Annotated in this window: 13 protein-coding genes and 1 tRNA gene; all 14 read left to right on the top strand. The window is 50.3% G+C overall.

Annotated features, from left to right (window positions below; all coding sequences use genetic code 11):
• The coding region (locus ACFQ1T_RS14210; protein ID WP_229801920.1) for an EF-Tu C-terminal domain-related protein at nt 1-102 on the top strand (102 nt) is incomplete at its 5' end.
• A 58-nt stretch (nt 103-160) separates the two neighbouring features.
• Nucleotides 161-236: transfer RNA gene (locus tag ACFQ1T_RS14215), tRNA-Trp, on the top strand.
• Nucleotides 237-279: 43 nt separating this feature from the next.
• Complete coding sequence (gene secE / locus ACFQ1T_RS14220) at nt 280-627, top strand: preprotein translocase subunit SecE (RefSeq protein ID WP_275357986.1); 348 nt, start codon at nt 280-282, stop codon at nt 625-627.
• A complete protein-coding gene (gene nusG / locus ACFQ1T_RS14225) occupies nt 627-1,163 on the top strand; it encodes a transcription termination/antitermination protein NusG (protein WP_194748743.1) in 537 nt (178 codons plus the stop codon). Before secE ends, nusG begins: the two co-directional genes overlap by 1 nt.
• A gap of 90 nt (nt 1,164-1,253) precedes the next feature.
• Nucleotides 1,254-1,685: a 50S ribosomal protein L11 gene (gene rplK, locus ACFQ1T_RS14230; RefSeq protein WP_029147986.1), complete on the top strand. Its 432-nt coding sequence runs from the start codon at nt 1,254-1,256 to the stop codon at nt 1,683-1,685.
• Between the two features lies 1 nt (nt 1,686).
• The gene (rplA, locus tag ACFQ1T_RS14235) at nt 1,687-2,373 is read left to right on the top strand and encodes a 50S ribosomal protein L1 (RefSeq protein WP_194748742.1); all 687 of its coding nucleotides are present in this window, start codon (nt 1,687-1,689) and stop codon (nt 2,371-2,373) included.
• A gap of 276 nt (nt 2,374-2,649) precedes the next feature.
• Nucleotides 2,650-3,147: a 50S ribosomal protein L10 gene (rplJ, locus tag ACFQ1T_RS14240; protein ID WP_194748741.1), complete on the top strand. Its 498-nt coding sequence runs from the start codon at nt 2,650-2,652 to the stop codon at nt 3,145-3,147.
• A gap of 33 nt (nt 3,148-3,180) precedes the next feature.
• Nucleotides 3,181-3,558 carry a 50S ribosomal protein L7/L12 gene (gene rplL / locus ACFQ1T_RS14245; RefSeq protein WP_194748740.1) on the top strand — a complete coding sequence of 126 codons (378 nt, stop codon included), beginning with the start codon at nt 3,181-3,183 and terminating at the stop codon, nt 3,556-3,558.
• A gap of 243 nt (nt 3,559-3,801) precedes the next feature.
• Nucleotides 3,802-7,974, top strand: a complete 4,173-nt coding sequence (gene rpoB, locus ACFQ1T_RS14250) for a DNA-directed RNA polymerase subunit beta (RefSeq protein WP_379077977.1) — start codon at nt 3,802-3,804, stop codon at nt 7,972-7,974.
• A gap of 23 nt (nt 7,975-7,997) precedes the next feature.
• Entirely contained in the window at nt 7,998-12,257 is a 4,260-nt protein-coding gene (gene rpoC / locus ACFQ1T_RS14255; RefSeq protein ID WP_194748738.1) for a DNA-directed RNA polymerase subunit beta', read from the top strand.
• Nucleotides 12,258-12,463: 206 nt separating this feature from the next.
• Nucleotides 12,464-12,847 carry a 30S ribosomal protein S12 gene (rpsL, locus tag ACFQ1T_RS14260; RefSeq protein ID WP_194748737.1) on the top strand — a complete coding sequence of 128 codons (384 nt, stop codon included), beginning with the start codon at nt 12,464-12,466 and terminating at the stop codon, nt 12,845-12,847.
• Between the two features lie 98 nt (nt 12,848-12,945).
• Entirely contained in the window at nt 12,946-13,416 is a 471-nt protein-coding gene (gene rpsG, locus ACFQ1T_RS14265; protein ID WP_194748736.1) for a 30S ribosomal protein S7, read from the top strand.
• Nucleotides 13,417-13,471: 55 nt separating this feature from the next.
• Nucleotides 13,472-15,565, top strand: a complete 2,094-nt coding sequence (gene fusA / locus ACFQ1T_RS14270) for an elongation factor G (RefSeq protein WP_194748735.1) — start codon at nt 13,472-13,474, stop codon at nt 15,563-15,565.
• Nucleotides 15,566-15,601: 36 nt separating this feature from the next.
• Nucleotides 15,602-16,792 carry an elongation factor Tu gene (gene tuf / locus ACFQ1T_RS14275; protein ID WP_194748734.1) on the top strand — a complete coding sequence of 397 codons (1,191 nt, stop codon included), beginning with the start codon at nt 15,602-15,604 and terminating at the stop codon, nt 16,790-16,792.
• Nucleotides 16,793-16,794: the final 2 nt, after the last annotated feature.

Below are 16,794 nucleotides of genomic sequence, written 5' to 3' on the forward strand. Positions count from 1 at the left end.
ACATTGATCGCGCCTATCGCGATGGAAGATGGTCTGCGCTTCGCGATTCGTGAAGGTGGTCGTACCGTTGGTGCTGGCGTCGTTGCCAAAATCATCGAGTAATTGTTGATGTAGGTGAAAGCTGCGCTACAACCCGTGCAGCTTTCGCTTTAAAGAGTACAGGCCAATAGCTCAATTGGTAGAGTATCGGTCTCCAAAACCGAGGGTTGGGGGTTCGAGACCCTCTTGGCCTGCCAAACACCCAGAATAGTCTGTGGTGTTAATCATAAAGTTAAGTATATGATCGATAAAATCAAACTGGCTTTATCCCTGTTGTTATTAGCTTTGGGGATTGCCGGTTTTTATCTTTTTGAAGATAAAGCAATGGTTATCAGGATACTTGCCGTGTTGGCAGGTATTGTCGCGTCTGTAGCGGTCGCGTGGACTGCGCCACAAGGTAAGCAGGCGCTGGTTTTCTTTAATGAGTCTGTTGCTGAAGCCAAGCGTGTGGTGTGGCCAACGCGTCAGGAAACTATGCAAACGACACTGGCTGTTGTGGTGCTGGTTGTGATCATGGCTGCTTTCTTGGCGTTGGTAGACATCAGTTTTGCCTACATGGTGCAATGGATTATGGGTAGGGGGGCTTAATGGCTATGCGTTGGTATGCAGTTCAGGCCTTCTCCGGCATGGAGAAATCCGTCAAGGCCGGTTTGGAAGAGCGCGTCGCAAGATCGAATATCCCGGATCAGTTCGGTGACATTCTGGTGCCGGTAGAAGAGGTGATTGAGCTGAAAAATGGTCAGAAGACCATTTCTGAGCGTCGCTTATATCCTGGTTATGTGTTAGTTCAAATGGAAATGACTGACGAAAGTTGGCACTTGGTGAGAAGTACACCAAGGGTGACTTCATTCATCGGTGGCACTGCGCAACGTCCAACCCCGATCAAGGATAAGGAAGTTGAAATTATTCTGCGTCGCATGGATGACAGCAAATCTAACCCGACACAGAAGATGACCTTTGAAAAGGGCGAGAGCGTTCGTGTGATCGATGGCCCATTCAAGGACTTCTCTGGCAGCGTAGAGGAAGTGAACTACGACAAAAACAAACTGCGTGTTTCAGTGGTCATTTTTGGCCGTGCGACACCGGTTGAACTGGATTTTGCACAGGTAGAAAAAGAAGTCTAGTTGTGCATTGTGTCGACGGCCTGACTGGCAGTCGATATTTTTTAACGGGGAGCCTGCCACAGGCGCTATTACCCATTCAAGGAGTCAAACATGGCAAAGAAAGTCATTGGCTATATCAAGCTGCAGATCCCTGCAGGTAAAGCCAACCCAAGCCCACCAGTCGGTCCAGCACTGGGTCAACGTGGTCTGAACATCATGGAATTCTGTAAAGCGTTTAACGCGGCAACACAAGGCGTTGAACCAGGGCTGCCTATCCCAGTGGTGATCACTGCGTTTGCAGACAAGAGCTTCACATTCGTGATGAAAACCCCTCCGGCAACTGTGCTGATCAAAAAAGCAGCCAAGCTGGAAAAAGGGTCTCCACGTCCTCATACGGACAAAGTTGGCAAGATTACTCGTGCACAAGCCGAAGAAATCGCCAAAACAAAAATGCCTGACCTGACCGCTGCCGACATGGACGCGGCCGTTCGCACCATTGCTGGTAGCGCACGCAGCATGGGTATTGAAGTGGAGGGTGTATAACATGGCGAAAAGAATTGATGCGTTGCGTGCAAAGATTGACCGCAACAAGCTGTACCCGGTAGTTGATGCGCTGAGCCTGGTAAAAGAAGGCGCAACTGCCAAATTTAACGAATCTGTAGATGCAGTGATTAACTTGGGTATCGACCCACGTAAATCTGACCAGCTTGTGCGTGGCGCGATCGTATTGCCTAACGGCACTGGTAAAACAGTGCGTGTGGCTGTGTTTGCACAAGGTGCACAAGCTGAAGCGGCTAAAGCAGCTGGTGCTGACATCGTTGGTTTTGAAGATCTGGCCGAGCAAGTCAAAGGCGGTATGTTGGATTTTGATGTAGCCATTGCTACACCTGATGCGATGCGTATCGTTGGTGCGTTGGGTCAAGTGTTGGGCCCACGTGGTTTGATGCCTAACCCTAAAGTCGGTACCGTGACACCAGACGCAGCGACTGCAGTTAAAAATGCTAAAGCGGGTCAAGTGCAATACCGTACTGATAAAGGCGGTATCGTTCACTGCACTATCGGCCGTGCTTCATTTACTGTCGAGCAACTGCAAGGCAACCTGTCTGCTTTGATCGAAGCATTGAACAAAGCCAAGCCAGCCAGCTCCAAAGGCGTATACCTGAAGAAATTGTCCGTCTCCAGCACCATGGGTCCTGGCGTACGTGTTGACCAAGCTTCAGTCGCTGCTTAAGCATTGAATCAAGTCCCGGTCCGTTAATGGATCAGGCAAGTACTTTGGGCTTGAGTGTTTATGCAATTTTGTAAGCACTCAAGAACATCAAAGACCGTTGGTGTTTTACTTAATTGAAAATTGAATGCAAATGGGTGAGCAATCCTCTGTTTGCAGCAGTTTGAAACCAACGCAGATGGCGATCCCCAACACAGGATATATCCATGCCCTGCACAAGGACGCCGTGAGTGGCCCGGTGATTTAACCGGGCTTTCATTAACGGAAGGAGAACAGACCTTGAGTCTTAATCTTACAGAGAAAAAAGAAGTCGTTGCCGAGGTTGCTGCGCAAGTAGCAAACGCACAAGCAATCGTACTTGCTGAGTATCGTGGTATTGGCGTAGCCAATATGACGAAACTGCGTGCTGATGCACGTAATGCAGGTGTGTATCTGCGTGTGTTGAAAAACACCTTGGTTCGTCGTGCAGTAGAAGGTACGCCTTTTGCCGCATTGGCTGACGACATGGTTGGGCCACTGGTGTACGGTATTTCTACCGATCCAGTTGCAGCCGCCAAAGTCATGAACAATTTCGCAAAAGATAACGAATTGTTCGTACTGAAAGCGGGCGCGATGCCTAATGAGCGTCTTGATGTGGCTGGCGTACAAGCGTTGGCATCTACATTGAGCCGTGATGAGTTGCTGTCCAAATTGGCTGGCACACTCAACGAAGTCCCAACCAAGTTTGCTCGAGCCGTTGCTGCAATACGCGACGAAAAAGAAAAGCAAGCGGCTTAATTTTTAATCAAATTATTTTAGGAAATTTATATCATGGCAATTTCTAATGCTGACATCTTAGATGCAATCGGTGGCATGACCGTATTGGAACTGACTGCGTTCATCAAAGAAATCGAAGAGAAGTTTGGTGTTTCTGCTGCTGCTGTTGCAGTGGCTGCTGGCGGCGCTGCTGCTGGTGCTGCTCCAGCTGCTGCTGAGCAAACTGAGTTCAACGTCATCTTGAATGGCGCTGGCGACAACAAAGTGAGCGTGATTAAAGCAGTTCGTGAACTGACAGGTTTGGGCTTGAAAGAAGCTAAAGACCTGGTAGACGGCGCACCTAAAGCGGTTAAAGAAGGCGTAAGCAAAGCTGACGCTGAAGCCGCTGTGAAGAAATTGATCGAAGCGGGCGCTACTGCTGAGATGAAATAATTCACAATTGTGAATCTGGCTGGGCTGACGGGAGACCGTCGGCCTTCGCCATTTCTGGCGTTGCAGATTGTAAATAAACTGTAATTGTCTGGAAGCCTGTTGTAAAAGCGGTATTGTGGCCACATATAGATAAGCTAACCGGCTAATTTAAGTGGCTGATTTTAAATGCGAAGTTAGATGTCAAAACATTGCAGTGGATGAAAAGTGTTTTGTCTTCTACCCTCAAAAATTTCAGGAGACGCTATGAGCTATTCCTTTACCGAAAAGAAACGCCTTCGCAAAAGCTTTGCCAAGCGTGACAGCGTTCAAGAGGTACCTTATCTGCTGGCCATGCAGCTGGAGTCCTATAAATCATTCCTGCAGGAAAATGTACCAGCGGACCAACGTAAAAACGAAGGTCTAGAGTCGACTTTCCGTTCCATTTTCCCGATTGTGAGTCATTCAGAGAATGCCCGTCTGGACTATGTGAGCTACCAACTAGGCGCAGAGCCATTTGACGTGAAAGAATGTCAGCAACGTGGGCTGACTTACGCCGTGCCACTGCGTGTCAAGGTGCGTCTGACTATTATGGACCGTGAAGCGTCCAAACCAACCGTCAAAGAAGTCAAAGAACAAGAGGTCTACATGGGTGAATTGCCGCTCATGACCGAAAATGGCTCTTTCGTGATTAATGGTACCGAGCGTGTCATTGTGTCCCAATTGCACCGCAGCCCAGGCGTATTCTTTGAGCATGATCGTGGTAAAACCCACAGCTCCGGTAAGTTGTTGTTCTCTGCACGGATTATTCCTTACCGTGGCTCCTGGTTAGACTTTGAGTTTGACCCTAAAGATTACCTGTACTTCCGTGTGGATCGTCGCCGCAAGATGCCAGTGACCATCCTGCTGAAGGCATTGGGCTACACCCCAGAACAAATTCTGGAAACCTTCCACGACACCGACACTTTCCACATCGGCCCGAAAGGCGTGGAGTTTGAGTTGGTGGCAGACCGCCTGCGTGGTGAAGTGGCCAAATTCGACATTACTGACAAAGACGGTAATGTGCTGGTTGCCAAAGACAAACGTATCACCGTTAAACATATCCGTGACATCGAAAAAGCGGGCGTAACCACCATGGCGGTACCAACCGACTTTATGATGGGTCGCGCAGTTGCCAAAAACATTATTGATACTGAAACCGGTGAGCTGATTGCTAACGCCAATGATGAAGTGACACCATCATTGCTTGAAAAATTGGTCGCGGCAAAGATTTCAGAAATCGACACCATTTACACCAACGACTTGGATCATGGTAATTTCATTTCGCAAACATTGCGCAGTGATGAGATTCCTGACCAGTACAGTGCACGTGTAGCGATTTACCGCATGATGCGCCCAGGCGAGCCGCCAACCGAAGAGGCTGTAGAGGCCTTGTTTAATGGTTTGTTCTTCTCTGAAGATCGCTATGACCTGTCCGTAGTGGGTCGTATGAAATTCAACCGCCGTGCTTATCCAAGCAAGCTGGAAGACCGTTCAGCGACCTGGATGCGTCGTTTCTACGAAAAAGTCGGCCCACAAGGCGATACCGGTAGCAATGTGCTATCCAACGAAGATATCCTCGCTGTCATTGGCGTGCTGATTGAGTTGCGCAATGGCCGTGGCGAGATTGACGATATTGACCACTTGGGTAACCGTCGTATCCGTTCCGTGGGTGAATTGGCCGAGAACCAGTTCCGTGCCGGTCTGGTCCGTGTTGAGCGTGCCGTCAAAGAGCGTCTGTCACAGGCTGAGTCAGAGAACCTGATGCCGCATGACTTGATCAATGCCAAGCCAGTCTCCAGTGCGATTCGTGAGTTTTTCGGTTCTAGCCAGTTGTCGCAGTTTATGGACCAGACGAACCCATTGTCCGAGATTACGCACAAACGCCGTATCTCCGCTTTGGGTCCAGGTGGCTTGACCCGTGAGCGTGCCGGCTTCGAGGTGCGTGACGTACACACCACCCATTATGGCCGCGTGTGTCCAATTGAAACGCCTGAAGGTCCAAACATTGGTTTGATCAACTCACTGGCGCTGTATGCCCGTACCAACGAATATGGTTTCCTGGAAACCCCTTATCGTCTGGTTGAAGGCAACAAGGTGTCGGGCAAGATTGATTTCCTGTCAGCCATTGAAGAAAGCCAGTATGTGATCGCACAGGCTAACACCGAACTGTCTACAGACGGTGGCTTCAAGGAGGAATTGGTCTCTGCGCGTTTCCACAACGAATTTACCATGACGCAACCTGAGCGCGTGCAGTATATGGACGTGGCACCAGGCCAGATCGTGTCTGTTGCGGCTTCATTGATTCCTTTCCTGGAACACGATGACGCGAACCGTGCCTTGATGGGTGCCAACATGCAACGTCAAGCCGTGCCTTGTCTGCGTGCTGAAAAAGCCGTGGTCGGTACAGGCATTGAGCGTACAGTCGCGGTGGACTCCGGGACTGTCGTGACTGCCCGTCGTGGTGGCGTGGTCGATTACGTCGACTCAGGCCGTATTGTGATTCGTGTCCACGATGCTGAAGCGCAAGCCGGCGAAGTGGGTGTGGATATCTACAACCTGACCAAGTACACCCGTTCTAACCAGAACACCAATATTAACCAGCGTCCGCTGGTTAAAGTAGGCGATATCATTAGCCGCGGCGACGTGGTGGCGGATGGTGCTTCTACGGATATGGGTGAGTTGGCGCTGGGTCAGAACATGCTGGTTGGCTTTATGCCTTGGAACGGTTACAACTACGAAGACTCGATTCTGATCTCCGAGCGCGTAGTGGCTGATGACCGTTACACCTCCATCCACATTGAAGAGCTGTCAGTGGTGGCACGTGATACCAAACTGGGACCTGAAGAGATTACCCGCGATATTTCCAACCTGTCCGAGCGCATGCTGGGCCGTCTGGATGACTCCGGGATTATCTATATTGGTGCCGAGGTGGAAGCGGGTGACGTGCTGGTAGGTAAAGTGACCCCTAAAGGTGAAACCACTTTAACGCCAGAAGAAAAATTGCTGCGTGCGATTTTCGGTGAAAAAGCGTCTGACGTGAAAGACACTTCACTGCGCGTGCCTTCTGGCATGACCGGTACTGTGATCGATGTGCAAGTGTTCACACGCGAAGGTATCGACCGTGATGCCCGTGCGCAACAAATTATTGATGACCAGTTGTCTCACTACAAGAAAGATCTGGGCGACCAGATGCGTATTGTTGAAGACGATACTTTTGGCCGTATCAGCCGTCTGTTGGCGGGTAAAGTGGCCACAGGTGGTCCGAACAAACTGAAAAAAGGCGACACCCTGACTCAGGAATATCTGGAGAGCGTGGGTCGTTATGACTGGTTTGACATCCGTTTGAGCGATGAAGAGGCTGCCCGTCAACTTGAGCAGTTGAAAGACAGCTTGAGCCAGGCCCGCATCGAATTCGATAACAAATTCGAAGAGAAGAAGCGTAAACTGACACAAGGTGACGAACTGCCACCAGGTGTACAAAAAATGGTCAAAGTCTATCTGGCTGTGAAACGCCGTATTCAGCCTGGTGACAAGATGGCCGGTCGTCACGGTAACAAGGGTGTGATTTCAAAAATCTGCCCGGTCGAAGACATGCCATACATGGCTGATGGTACACCGCTGGATATCGTGTTGAACCCGCTGGGCGTGCCTTCACGGATGAACATCGGTCAGATTCTGGAAACCCACCTGGGTTGGGCTGCCAAAGGTTTGGGCAAACGCATTGGCGATATGCTGCAAGCAGAAGCCAAAGTGGCTGAAATCCGAGGCTTCCTGGACAAGATCTATAACAGCAGCACTGGCAAGAAAGAAGACATTGCTGGTCTGACAGATGTGGAAGTGATTGACCTTGCGCAGAACCTGAAACACGGCGTGCCGTTCGCGACACCAGTGTTTGACGGTGCCGCTGAGTCTGACATTAAAGCCATGCTGGATCTGGCTTTCCCTGATGATGACGAGCACACCAAGAAACTGCAGTTCCACGCTGGCAAAACACAGGTCAAACTGTTTGATGGCCGTACCGGTGATGCGTTCGAGCGTCCAGTGACTGTCGGTTACATGCACGTGCTGAAACTGCACCACTTGGTCGATGACAAGATGCACGCACGTTCTACCGGTCCTTACAGCCTGGTGACACAGCAGCCGCTGGGTGGTAAAGCCCAGTTCGGTGGCCAGCGCTTCGGTGAGATGGAAGTGTGGGCACTGGAAGCCTATGGTGCGTCATACACCTTGCAAGAGATGTTGACCGTGAAATCAGATGACGTGAATGGCCGTACCAAAGTGTACGAAAACATCGTCAAAGGTGAGCACAAAATTGATGCGGGTATGCCTGAATCATTCAACGTGCTGGTGAAAGAAATCCGTTCACTGGCCATTGATATTGATTTGGACCGTAACTAAGCCCCGCCATTAGGAGAGTCTCTATGAAAGCGTTATTAGATTTATTTAAACAGGTTACGCAAGAAGAAGAGTTCGACGCGATCAAGATCGCGCTGGCTTCACCTGAAAAAATCCGTTCATGGTCCTATGGCGAAGTGAAAAAGCCAGAAACCATCAACTACCGTACCTTCAAACCTGAGCGGGACGGTTTGTTCTGCTCCAAAATCTTTGGCCCGATCAAAGATTACGAGTGCTTGTGCGGTAAATACAAGCGTTTGAAACACCGCGGTGTGATTTGTGAAAAATGTGGCGTTGAAGTCACACTGAGCAAAGTGCGTCGTGAACGCATGGGTCACATCGAGCTGGCTTCACCCGTGGCCCACATCTGGTTCCTGAAATCCTTGCCTAGCCGTTTGGGTATGGTGCTGGATATCGCTTTGCGCGACATCGAACGTGTGCTGTACTTTGAAGCATTCATCGTGATTGACCCAGGCATGACGCCGCTGACCCGTGGTCAGTTGCTGACTGAAGATGACTATCTGGCCAAGGTGGAAGAATACGGTGACGAATTCAACGCCGTGATGGGTGCTGAAGCCGTGCGTGAATTGTTGCGCACCATGGACATTGAGCGCGAGATTGAAACATTGCGTAGCGAACTGTCCGCGACCAGCTCTGAAGCCAAGATCAAGAAGATCGCCAAGCGTCTGAAAGTGCTGGAAGCGTTCCAGAAATCCGGCATCAAGCCAGAGTGGATGATCCTGGAAATCTTGCCAGTGTTGCCACCAGAGCTGCGTCCATTGGTCCCATTGGATGGCGGCCGCTTTGCGACCTCAGATTTGAACGACCTGTATCGCCGTGTGATCAACCGTAACAACCGCTTGAAGCGTTTGTTAGAGTTGAAAGCGCCTGAAATCATCGTCCGTAACGAAAAACGTATGTTGCAAGAGGCTGTTGACTCTCTGCTGGATAACGGTCGTCGCGGTAAAGTCATGACCGGCGCCAACAAGCGTCCGCTCAAATCACTGGCTGACATGATCAAAGGTAAAGGCGGTCGTTTCCGTCAAAACCTGTTGGGTAAACGTGTGGACTACTCCGGCCGTTCCGTGATTGTGGTTGGTCCGCAGTTGAAACTGCATCAGTGCGGTTTGCCTAAGAAAATGGCGCTGGAATTGTTCAAGCCTTTCATTTTCCACAAGCTGGAAGTGTTAGGTCTGGCAACCACCATTAAAGCGGCCAAGAAGAAAGTGGAAGAGGAAGGACCAGAAGTCTGGGATATCCTCGAGGACGTGATCCGCGAGCATCCGGTGTTGTTGAACCGTGCGCCTACCTTGCACCGTTTGGGTATCCAGGCATTTGAGCCAGTATTGATCGAAGGTAAAGCGATCCAGTTGCACCCATTGGTGTGTTCAGCCTTTAACGCCGACTTTGACGGTGACCAGATGGCGGTACACGTTCCATTGAGTCTGGAAGCACAGATGGAAGCCCGCACCTTGATGTTGGCTTCCAACAACGTACTGTCTCCAGCCAACGGCGAGCCTATCATTGTGCCTTCGCAGGATATTGTGTTGGGTCTGTACTACATGACTCGCGAAAAAGTGGCTGCACGTGGCGAAGGTATGATCTTCAGTGACATCAAGGAAGTACAACGTGTGTACGACCAGGGGCTGATCGATTTGCACGCCAAGATTACGGTGCGTATCCGTGAGTTCGAGATGGATGTGACCGGTCACAAAACCGAGAAATTCAATCGGTATAACACCACCGTTGGCCGTGCTTTGCTGTCTGAAATTCTGCCACCAGGCATGCCATACAGCTACATTGACAAGGCACTGAAGAAAAAAGAAATTTCACGCCTGATCAACGCCAGCTTCCGTAAGGTGGGCATACGTGAAACCGTGATCTTCGCGGATAAACTGATGTACACCGGTTACTCATACGCGACCAAAGCCGGTATCTCTATCAGCATCAATGACATGTTGGTGCCACCAGAGAAAGAGCAATTGATTGCGGCTGCCGATGCTGAAGTGAAAGAGATCGAAGACCAGTATGTGTCCGGTCTGGTGACACAGGGTGAGCGTTACAACAAGGTGGTCGACATCTGGGGTCGTGCCGGTGACAAAGTGGCTGAGGCCATGATGAAGCAGTTGCGCGAAGAAGATGTCAAGGACGCTGACGGCAACGTGGTCACCAAAGACGGTAAAGCTGTCCGTCAGGAATCCTTTAACGCGATTTACATGATGGCCGACTCCGGTGCGCGGGGTTCTGCAGCGCAGGTACGTCAGCTGGCTGGTATGCGTGGCCTGATGGCGAAACCAGATGGTTCCATTATTGAAACGCCGATCAAGGCGAACTTCCGTGATGGCTTGAACGTGTTGCAATACTTTATTTCAACCCACGGTGCGCGTAAGGGTCTGGCCGATACGGCGCTGAAAACAGCGAACTCCGGTTACCTGACACGCCGTCTGGTAGACGTGACACAAGACTTGGTTGTGACCGAGACGGATTGTGGCACCACCGAAGGCTTGGTCACCAAGGCGCTGGTTAAAGGCGGTGAAGTAGTTGAGCCCTTGCATGACCGTATCCTAGGCCGTACCTCTGCTCTGGATATCTTGCATCCTGAAACACAGGAAGTGGTATTCGCAGCCGGTACTTTACTGGGTGAAGACGAAGTCGAGAAAATTGATGCCTTGGGCATTGATGAAGTCAAAGTGCGTACTGCCCTGACTTGCGACACGCGTTACGGTATCTGCGCCAAGTGCTACGGTCGTGACCTGGGTCGTGGCAAGCTGATCAGTATCGGCGAGTCTGTCGGCGTGATTGCGGCACAGTCCATCGGTGAGCCTGGTACACAGTTGACCATGCGTACATTCCACATTGGTGGTGCGGTATCCCGTGCAGCTTCTGTGTCACAAGTAGAGAGCAAGTCTAACGGTACGGCTGGCTTCACTTCTACCATGCGTTACGTGACCAACTCACGTGGTGAGCAGATCGTGATTTCCCGTAACGGTGAGGTTGTGATTTCTGACGACAATGGCCGTGAGCGTGAGCGTCATAAAGTGCCTTACGGTGCGACGCTGACCATCAATGATGGTAAGACGGTTAAAGCGGGTCAGGCCTTGGCGACTTGGGATCCACATACTCGTCCGATTATTACCGAGTATGCGGGGCGCGTGAAGTTCGAGAACGTTGAAGAAGGCGTCACGGTTGCTAAGCAGGTGGATGAAGTCACTGGCTTGTCCTCACTGGTGGTGATTGATCCTAAACAAAGAGCGGGCTCGACTAAAGGCTTGCGTCCACAGGTGAAATTGCTGGATGCAAATGGTGTGGAAGTGAAAATTGCCGGTACTGAAACGCCGGTAAACGTCACCTTCCAGCTGGGTTGTATCATTACCGTGAAAGATGGTCAGGAAGTGGGTGTGGGTGAAGTGCTGGCACGTATCCCGCAAGAATCCTCCAAAACACGGGATATTACCGGGGGTCTGCCACGTGTGGCTGAACTGTTCGAAGCGCGTTCACCCAAAGATGCCGGCATGCTGGCAGAAGTGACCGGTACTGTGTCATTTGGTAAGGACACCAAGGGTAAGCAGCGTCTGGTCATTACTGACCTGGACGGTATTACCAGCGAGTTCCTGATTGCCAAGGACAAGCACGTGACCGCGCACGATGGTCAAGTGGTCACCAAGGGTGAAACGATTGTCGACGGCCCGGCAGATCCGCAAGACATCTTGCGTCTGCAAGGTCGTGAGGCACTGGCACGTTACATCATTGACGAAGTACAAGACGTTTATCGTTTGCAGGGCGTGAAGATTAACGACAAGCACATTGAAGTGATTGTGCGTCAGATGTTGCGCCGTGTGAAAGTGCAAGATGCCGGAGATACCAGCTTCATCCCGGGTGAGCAGGTAGAACGTGCAGACTTGTTGACTGAAAACGAACGCGTCATTGCCGAAAACAAACGTCCCGCAACTTTCGAGTACGTATTGCTGGGGATTACCAAGGCATCGCTGTCTACGGACTCCTTCATCTCTGCCGCATCCTTCCAGGAAACGACAAGAGTGTTGACCGAGGCTGCGATCTTGGGCAAACGCGACGATCTGCGTGGCTTGAAAGAAAACGTGATTGTCGGCCGTCTGATTCCAGCCGGTACCGGTTTGGCGTATCACGAGTCTCGCAAGCGTGCAGCAATCGCGTCGTTGACGCCAAATGTTGCTGAGCCTTCAGAGGCGATGTTGGCCGCTGAAGCGATGTTTGCACCAGAAGAAGTGGTTGAAGAAACCGCAACGGACGACAACGCGACCGAGTAATTTTAGGCTTTTCCGGTCGTCAGGCCGGGCAATAAACAAGGGGTGTCCAAGTATGAATAATGCTTGACACCCCTTGACTCGTTTATTAAAATGCTGGGTTTCTCAGAATAGCCTTATTGTCTCAATAAGGTGTTATTGTTGATATGCCGCCAGTCCTGAGTTTCCTGCTCAGTTGGTGGATTTTTTAAGGTGAAGAGGTTAAGGCAATGCCAACCATTAATCAGTTAGTACGTAAACCACGCGTTAAAGTGGTAACCAAGAGCAAGGTTCCAGCCCTGGAATCCTGCCCACAAAAGCGTGGTGTATGTACCCGTGTGTACACCACTACTCCTAAAAAGCCAAACTCCGCGTTGCGTAAGGTTGCCAAAGTGCGCCTGACTAACGGTTACGAAGTCATTAGCTACATCGGCGGTGAAGGCCATAACCTGCAAGAGCACTCTGTGGTACTGATTCGCGGTGGTCGTGTAAAAGACTTGCCAGGTGTGCGTTACCACATGGTGCGCGGTAGCTTGGATACGGCTGGTGTGAAAGATCGTAAACAGTCACGTTCCAAATACGGTGCTAAACGTCCTAAAGAAGCTAAAGCTTAATTTGTTAAGTTGGTTTCGGACATTGGTCCAATTTTTAATAGCGGCTGAAATGCCTTGCAGTGTTGTAGCTAGCAAAATTTAATTGAAAGAGAATAGTTATGCCTAGACGTAGAGAAGTTCCCAAACGTAATATCTTGCCGGATCCAAAATTTGGTAGCCAGGAAGTATCCAAATTCGTAAACGTACTGATGACAGGTGGTAAGAAATCTGTTGCTGAGCGTATTGTTTACGGTGCATTTGATCAAGTAGCCAGCAAGAGTGGCAAAGATCCGCTGGAATTATTCACCACAGCGTTGAACAATCTGCGCCCTATCGTTGAAGTGAAAAGCCGTCGCGTCGGTGGTGCTAACTATCAGGTGCCTGTTGAAGTGCGTCCTAGCCGTCGTAGCGCCTTGGCAATGCGTTGGTTGCGTGATGCAGCGCGCAAGCGTGGCGAAAAGTCCATGGGCTTGCGTCTGGCTGCTGAGTTGCTTGAAGCCTCAGAAGGCCGCGGCGCCGCAATGAAGAAGCGTGAAGAAGTTCATCGTATGGCAGAAGCCAACAAGGCTTTCTCACACTTCCGTTTTTAATTAAACGACCTCGTTCTTTAATAATTAGTTGAATTGATAGCAAAGGTAAAGCATCGTGGCACGTAAAACCCCTATTGAACGCTACCGTAATATTGGTATTTCTGCGCACATTGACGCAGGTAAAACAACCACGACAGAACGTATTCTGTTCTACACTGGTGTGAACCATAAAATTGGTGAGGTGCACGATGGTGCAGCGACCATGGACTGGATGGAACAAGAGCAGGAGCGTGGGATTACCATTACTTCCGCTGCGACCACCTGTTTCTGGAAAGGCATGGACCTGTCTTTGCCTGAGCATCGATTCAACATTATTGATACCCCTGGGCACGTAGACTTCACGATTGAAGTTGAGCGTTCCATGCGTGTGCTGGATGGCGCCTGCATGGTGTACTGTGCGGTAGGTGGTGTGCAACCACAATCTGAAACTGTTTGGCGTCAGGCCAACAAATACAAAGTGCCTCGCTTGGCCTTTGTGAACAAAATGGACCGTTCTGGTGCCGACTTCTTCAAAGTGGTTGAGCAGATGAAAACGCGTCTGCGCGCAAGCCCAGTGCCTGTGGTGATCCCAATTGGCCGTGAAGATACTTTCACTGGCGTCGTTGATCTCATGAAAATGAAAGCCATTATCTGGGATGAGGCTTCTCAAGGCATGAAATTTACTTACGGTGAGATTCCGGCTGATCTGGTTGAGACTGCTAAAAAATGGCGCGAGCAGATGGTTGAATCTGCGGCTGAAGCCAGCGAAGATCTGATGAACAAATACCTGGAAAACGGTGATCTGGAAGAGAAGGACATCGTGTTTGGTCTGCGTACGCGTACCATTGCGGGTGAAATTCAGCCGATGCTGTGCGGTTCTGCCTTTAAAAACAAAGGCGTGCAACGTATGCTGGATGCGGTGATTCAGTTCCTGCCATCTCCAGTAGATATTCCTGATGTGACCGGTGAAGATGATGATGGCAAACCAGCCAGCCGTAAAGCCGATGACAAAGAGGGGTTCTCTGCGCTGGCATTTAAATTGATGACAGACCCGTTTGTCGGTCAGTTGACTTTTATCCGTGTTTACTCTGGTGTGTTGAACAAGGGTGATACCGTACTCAACTCTGTGAAGGGTAAAAAAGAGCGTATCGGTCGTATCGTTCAGATGCATGCGAATAACCGTGAAGAAGTGGATGAAGTGTTGGCAGGCGACATTGCAGCCTGTATCGGTTTGAAAGAAGTGACCACAGGTGAATCTCTGTGCTCTCCAGACAAGCCTATCATCCTTGAACGCATGGTATTCCCTGAGCCAGTGATTCACGTGGCTGTTGAGCCAAAAACCAAGAGCGATCAGGAAAAAATGGGCTTGGCATTGGGTCGTTTGGCACAAGAAGACCCTTCTTTCCGCGTGCGTTCCGACGAAGAGTCTGGCCAAACCATTATTTCCGGTATGGGTGAATTGCACCTGGAGATTCTGGTTGACCGTATGAAGCGTGAATTCAACGTTGAAGCCAACGTAGGTGCGCCACAAGTGGCTTACCGTGAAGCGATCCGTAAAGCGGTTGAGGTTGAAGGTAAATTCGTTAAACAGTCCGGTGGTAAAGGTCAGTACGGTCACGTATGGCTCAAAATGGAGCCAAATGAGGCTGGTAAAGGTTACGAGTTCGTGGATGCCATTAAAGGCGGTACTGTGCCACGTGAATTTATCCCTGCAGTAGATAAAGGGTTGCGTGAAACGATTCCAGCAGGTGTTCTGGCAGGCTTCCCAGTGGTCGACGTAAAAGTGACCCTGTTTGATGGTTCCTACCATGACGTTGACTCGAACGAAAACGCGTTCAAGATGGCTGCTTCTATCGGTTTCAAAGATGGTATGCGTAAAGCAGATCCAGTCTTGCTGGAGCCAATGATGGCGGTTGAAGTTGAAACGCCTGAAGAGTACATGGGTGATGTGATGGGTGACTTGTCATCTCGTCGTGGCATCATTCAGGGCATGGATGATATGCCTGGTGGCGGTAAAGCGATTAAAGCTGAAGTGCCGCTGTCAGAGATGTTTGGTTACTCCACTGTCGTGCGTTCCTTGTCACAAGGTCGTGCAACCTACAGCATGGAATTCAAACACTACGCAGATGCGCCGAAAAACGTTGCTGATGCAATCATCAACAAAAAATAATTGATTTTTAAAGTATTGAATTAAAGGAAAAACATCATGGCAAAAGGCAAATTTGAACGTACCAAGCCACACGTGAACGTTGGTACGATTGGTCACGTTGACCACGGTAAGACAACATTGACAGCGGCGATCACCACAGTGTTGACCAAGAAATTTGGTGGCGAAGCAAAAGCTTACGACCAAATTGACGCGGCACCAGAAGAAAAAGCACGTGGTATTACCATCAACACAGCACACGTTGAGTACGAGACTGCAAGCCGTCACTACGCACACGTTGACTGCCCAGGCCACGCCGACTACGTTAAAAACATGATTACCGGTGCTGCCCAGATGGACGGCGCGATCCTGGTATGTTCCGCTGCTGACGGCCCTATGCCACAAACACGTGAGCACATCCTGTTGGCACGTCAAGTTGGCGTACCATACATCGTTGTGTTCCTGAACAAAGCCGACATGGTTGACGACGCTGAGTTGTTGGAACTGGTTGAAATGGAAGTGCGTGACTTGCTGAGCAAGTATGACTTCCCAGGTGATGACACCCCAATCATCAAAGGTTCTGCTAAATTGGCCCTTGAAGGCGACCAATCAGAAATCGGCGAACCAGCGATCTTCGCATTGGCTGACGCATTGGACAGCTACATCCCAACCCCAGAGCGTGCCATTGACGGTACCTTCCTGATGCCAGTAGAAGACGTATTCTCTATCTCTGGTCGTGGTACTGTAGTAACAGGCCGTGTTGAGCGTGGTATCGTTAAAGTCGGCGACGAAATCGAAATCGTTGGTCTGAAGCCAACCTTGAAAACCACCTGTACTGGTGTTGAAATGTTCCGCAAACTGCTGGACCAAGGTCAAGCGGGTGACAACGTAGGCGTACTGCTGCGCGGTACCAAGCGTGAAGAGGTTGAGCGTGGTCAAGTGCTGGCTAAATCCGGTTCTATCAAACCACACACCAAGTTCACCGCTGAGATCTACGTGTTGGGTAAAGATGAAGGTGGTCGTCATACACCATTCTTCAACGGCTACCGTCCACAGTTCTACTTCCGTACCACTGACGTGACTGGTGCAGTTGAATTGCCAGCAGGTACCGAAATGGTGATGCCAGGTGATAACGTCTCTATCACTGTGACATTGATCGCGCCTATCGCGATGGAAGATGGTCTGCGCTTCGCGATTCGTGAAGGTGGTCGTACCGTTGGTGCTGGCGTCGTTGCCAAAATCATCGAGTAATT

It is taken from the genome of Methylophilus glucosoxydans, from assembly GCF_042676145.1.
Taxonomy (GTDB): Bacteria; Pseudomonadota; Gammaproteobacteria; order Burkholderiales; family Methylophilaceae; genus Methylophilus; species Methylophilus glucosoxydans.

Excerpts from the sequence above, each read along its gene's own strand:
- secE (WP_275357986.1), top strand. The coding sequence starts at position 280 with ATGATCGATAAAATCAAACTGGCTTTATCCCTGTTGTTATTAGCTTTG.
- nusG (WP_194748743.1), top strand. The coding sequence starts at position 627 with ATGGCTATGCGTTGGTATGCAGTTCAGGCCTTCTCCGGCATGGAGAAA.
- rplK (WP_029147986.1), top strand. The coding sequence starts at position 1,254 with ATGGCAAAGAAAGTCATTGGCTATATCAAGCTGCAGATCCCTGCAGGT.
- rplA (WP_194748742.1), top strand. The coding sequence starts at position 1,687 with ATGGCGAAAAGAATTGATGCGTTGCGTGCAAAGATTGACCGCAACAAG.
- rplL (WP_194748740.1), top strand. The coding sequence starts at position 3,181 with ATGGCAATTTCTAATGCTGACATCTTAGATGCAATCGGTGGCATGACC.
- rpoB (WP_379077977.1), top strand. The coding sequence starts at position 3,802 with ATGAGCTATTCCTTTACCGAAAAGAAACGCCTTCGCAAAAGCTTTGCC.
- rpoC (WP_194748738.1), top strand. The coding sequence starts at position 7,998 with ATGAAAGCGTTATTAGATTTATTTAAACAGGTTACGCAAGAAGAAGAG.
- rpsL (WP_194748737.1), top strand. The coding sequence starts at position 12,464 with ATGCCAACCATTAATCAGTTAGTACGTAAACCACGCGTTAAAGTGGTA.
- rpsG (WP_194748736.1), top strand. The coding sequence starts at position 12,946 with ATGCCTAGACGTAGAGAAGTTCCCAAACGTAATATCTTGCCGGATCCA.
- tuf (WP_194748734.1), top strand. The coding sequence starts at position 15,602 with ATGGCAAAAGGCAAATTTGAACGTACCAAGCCACACGTGAACGTTGGT.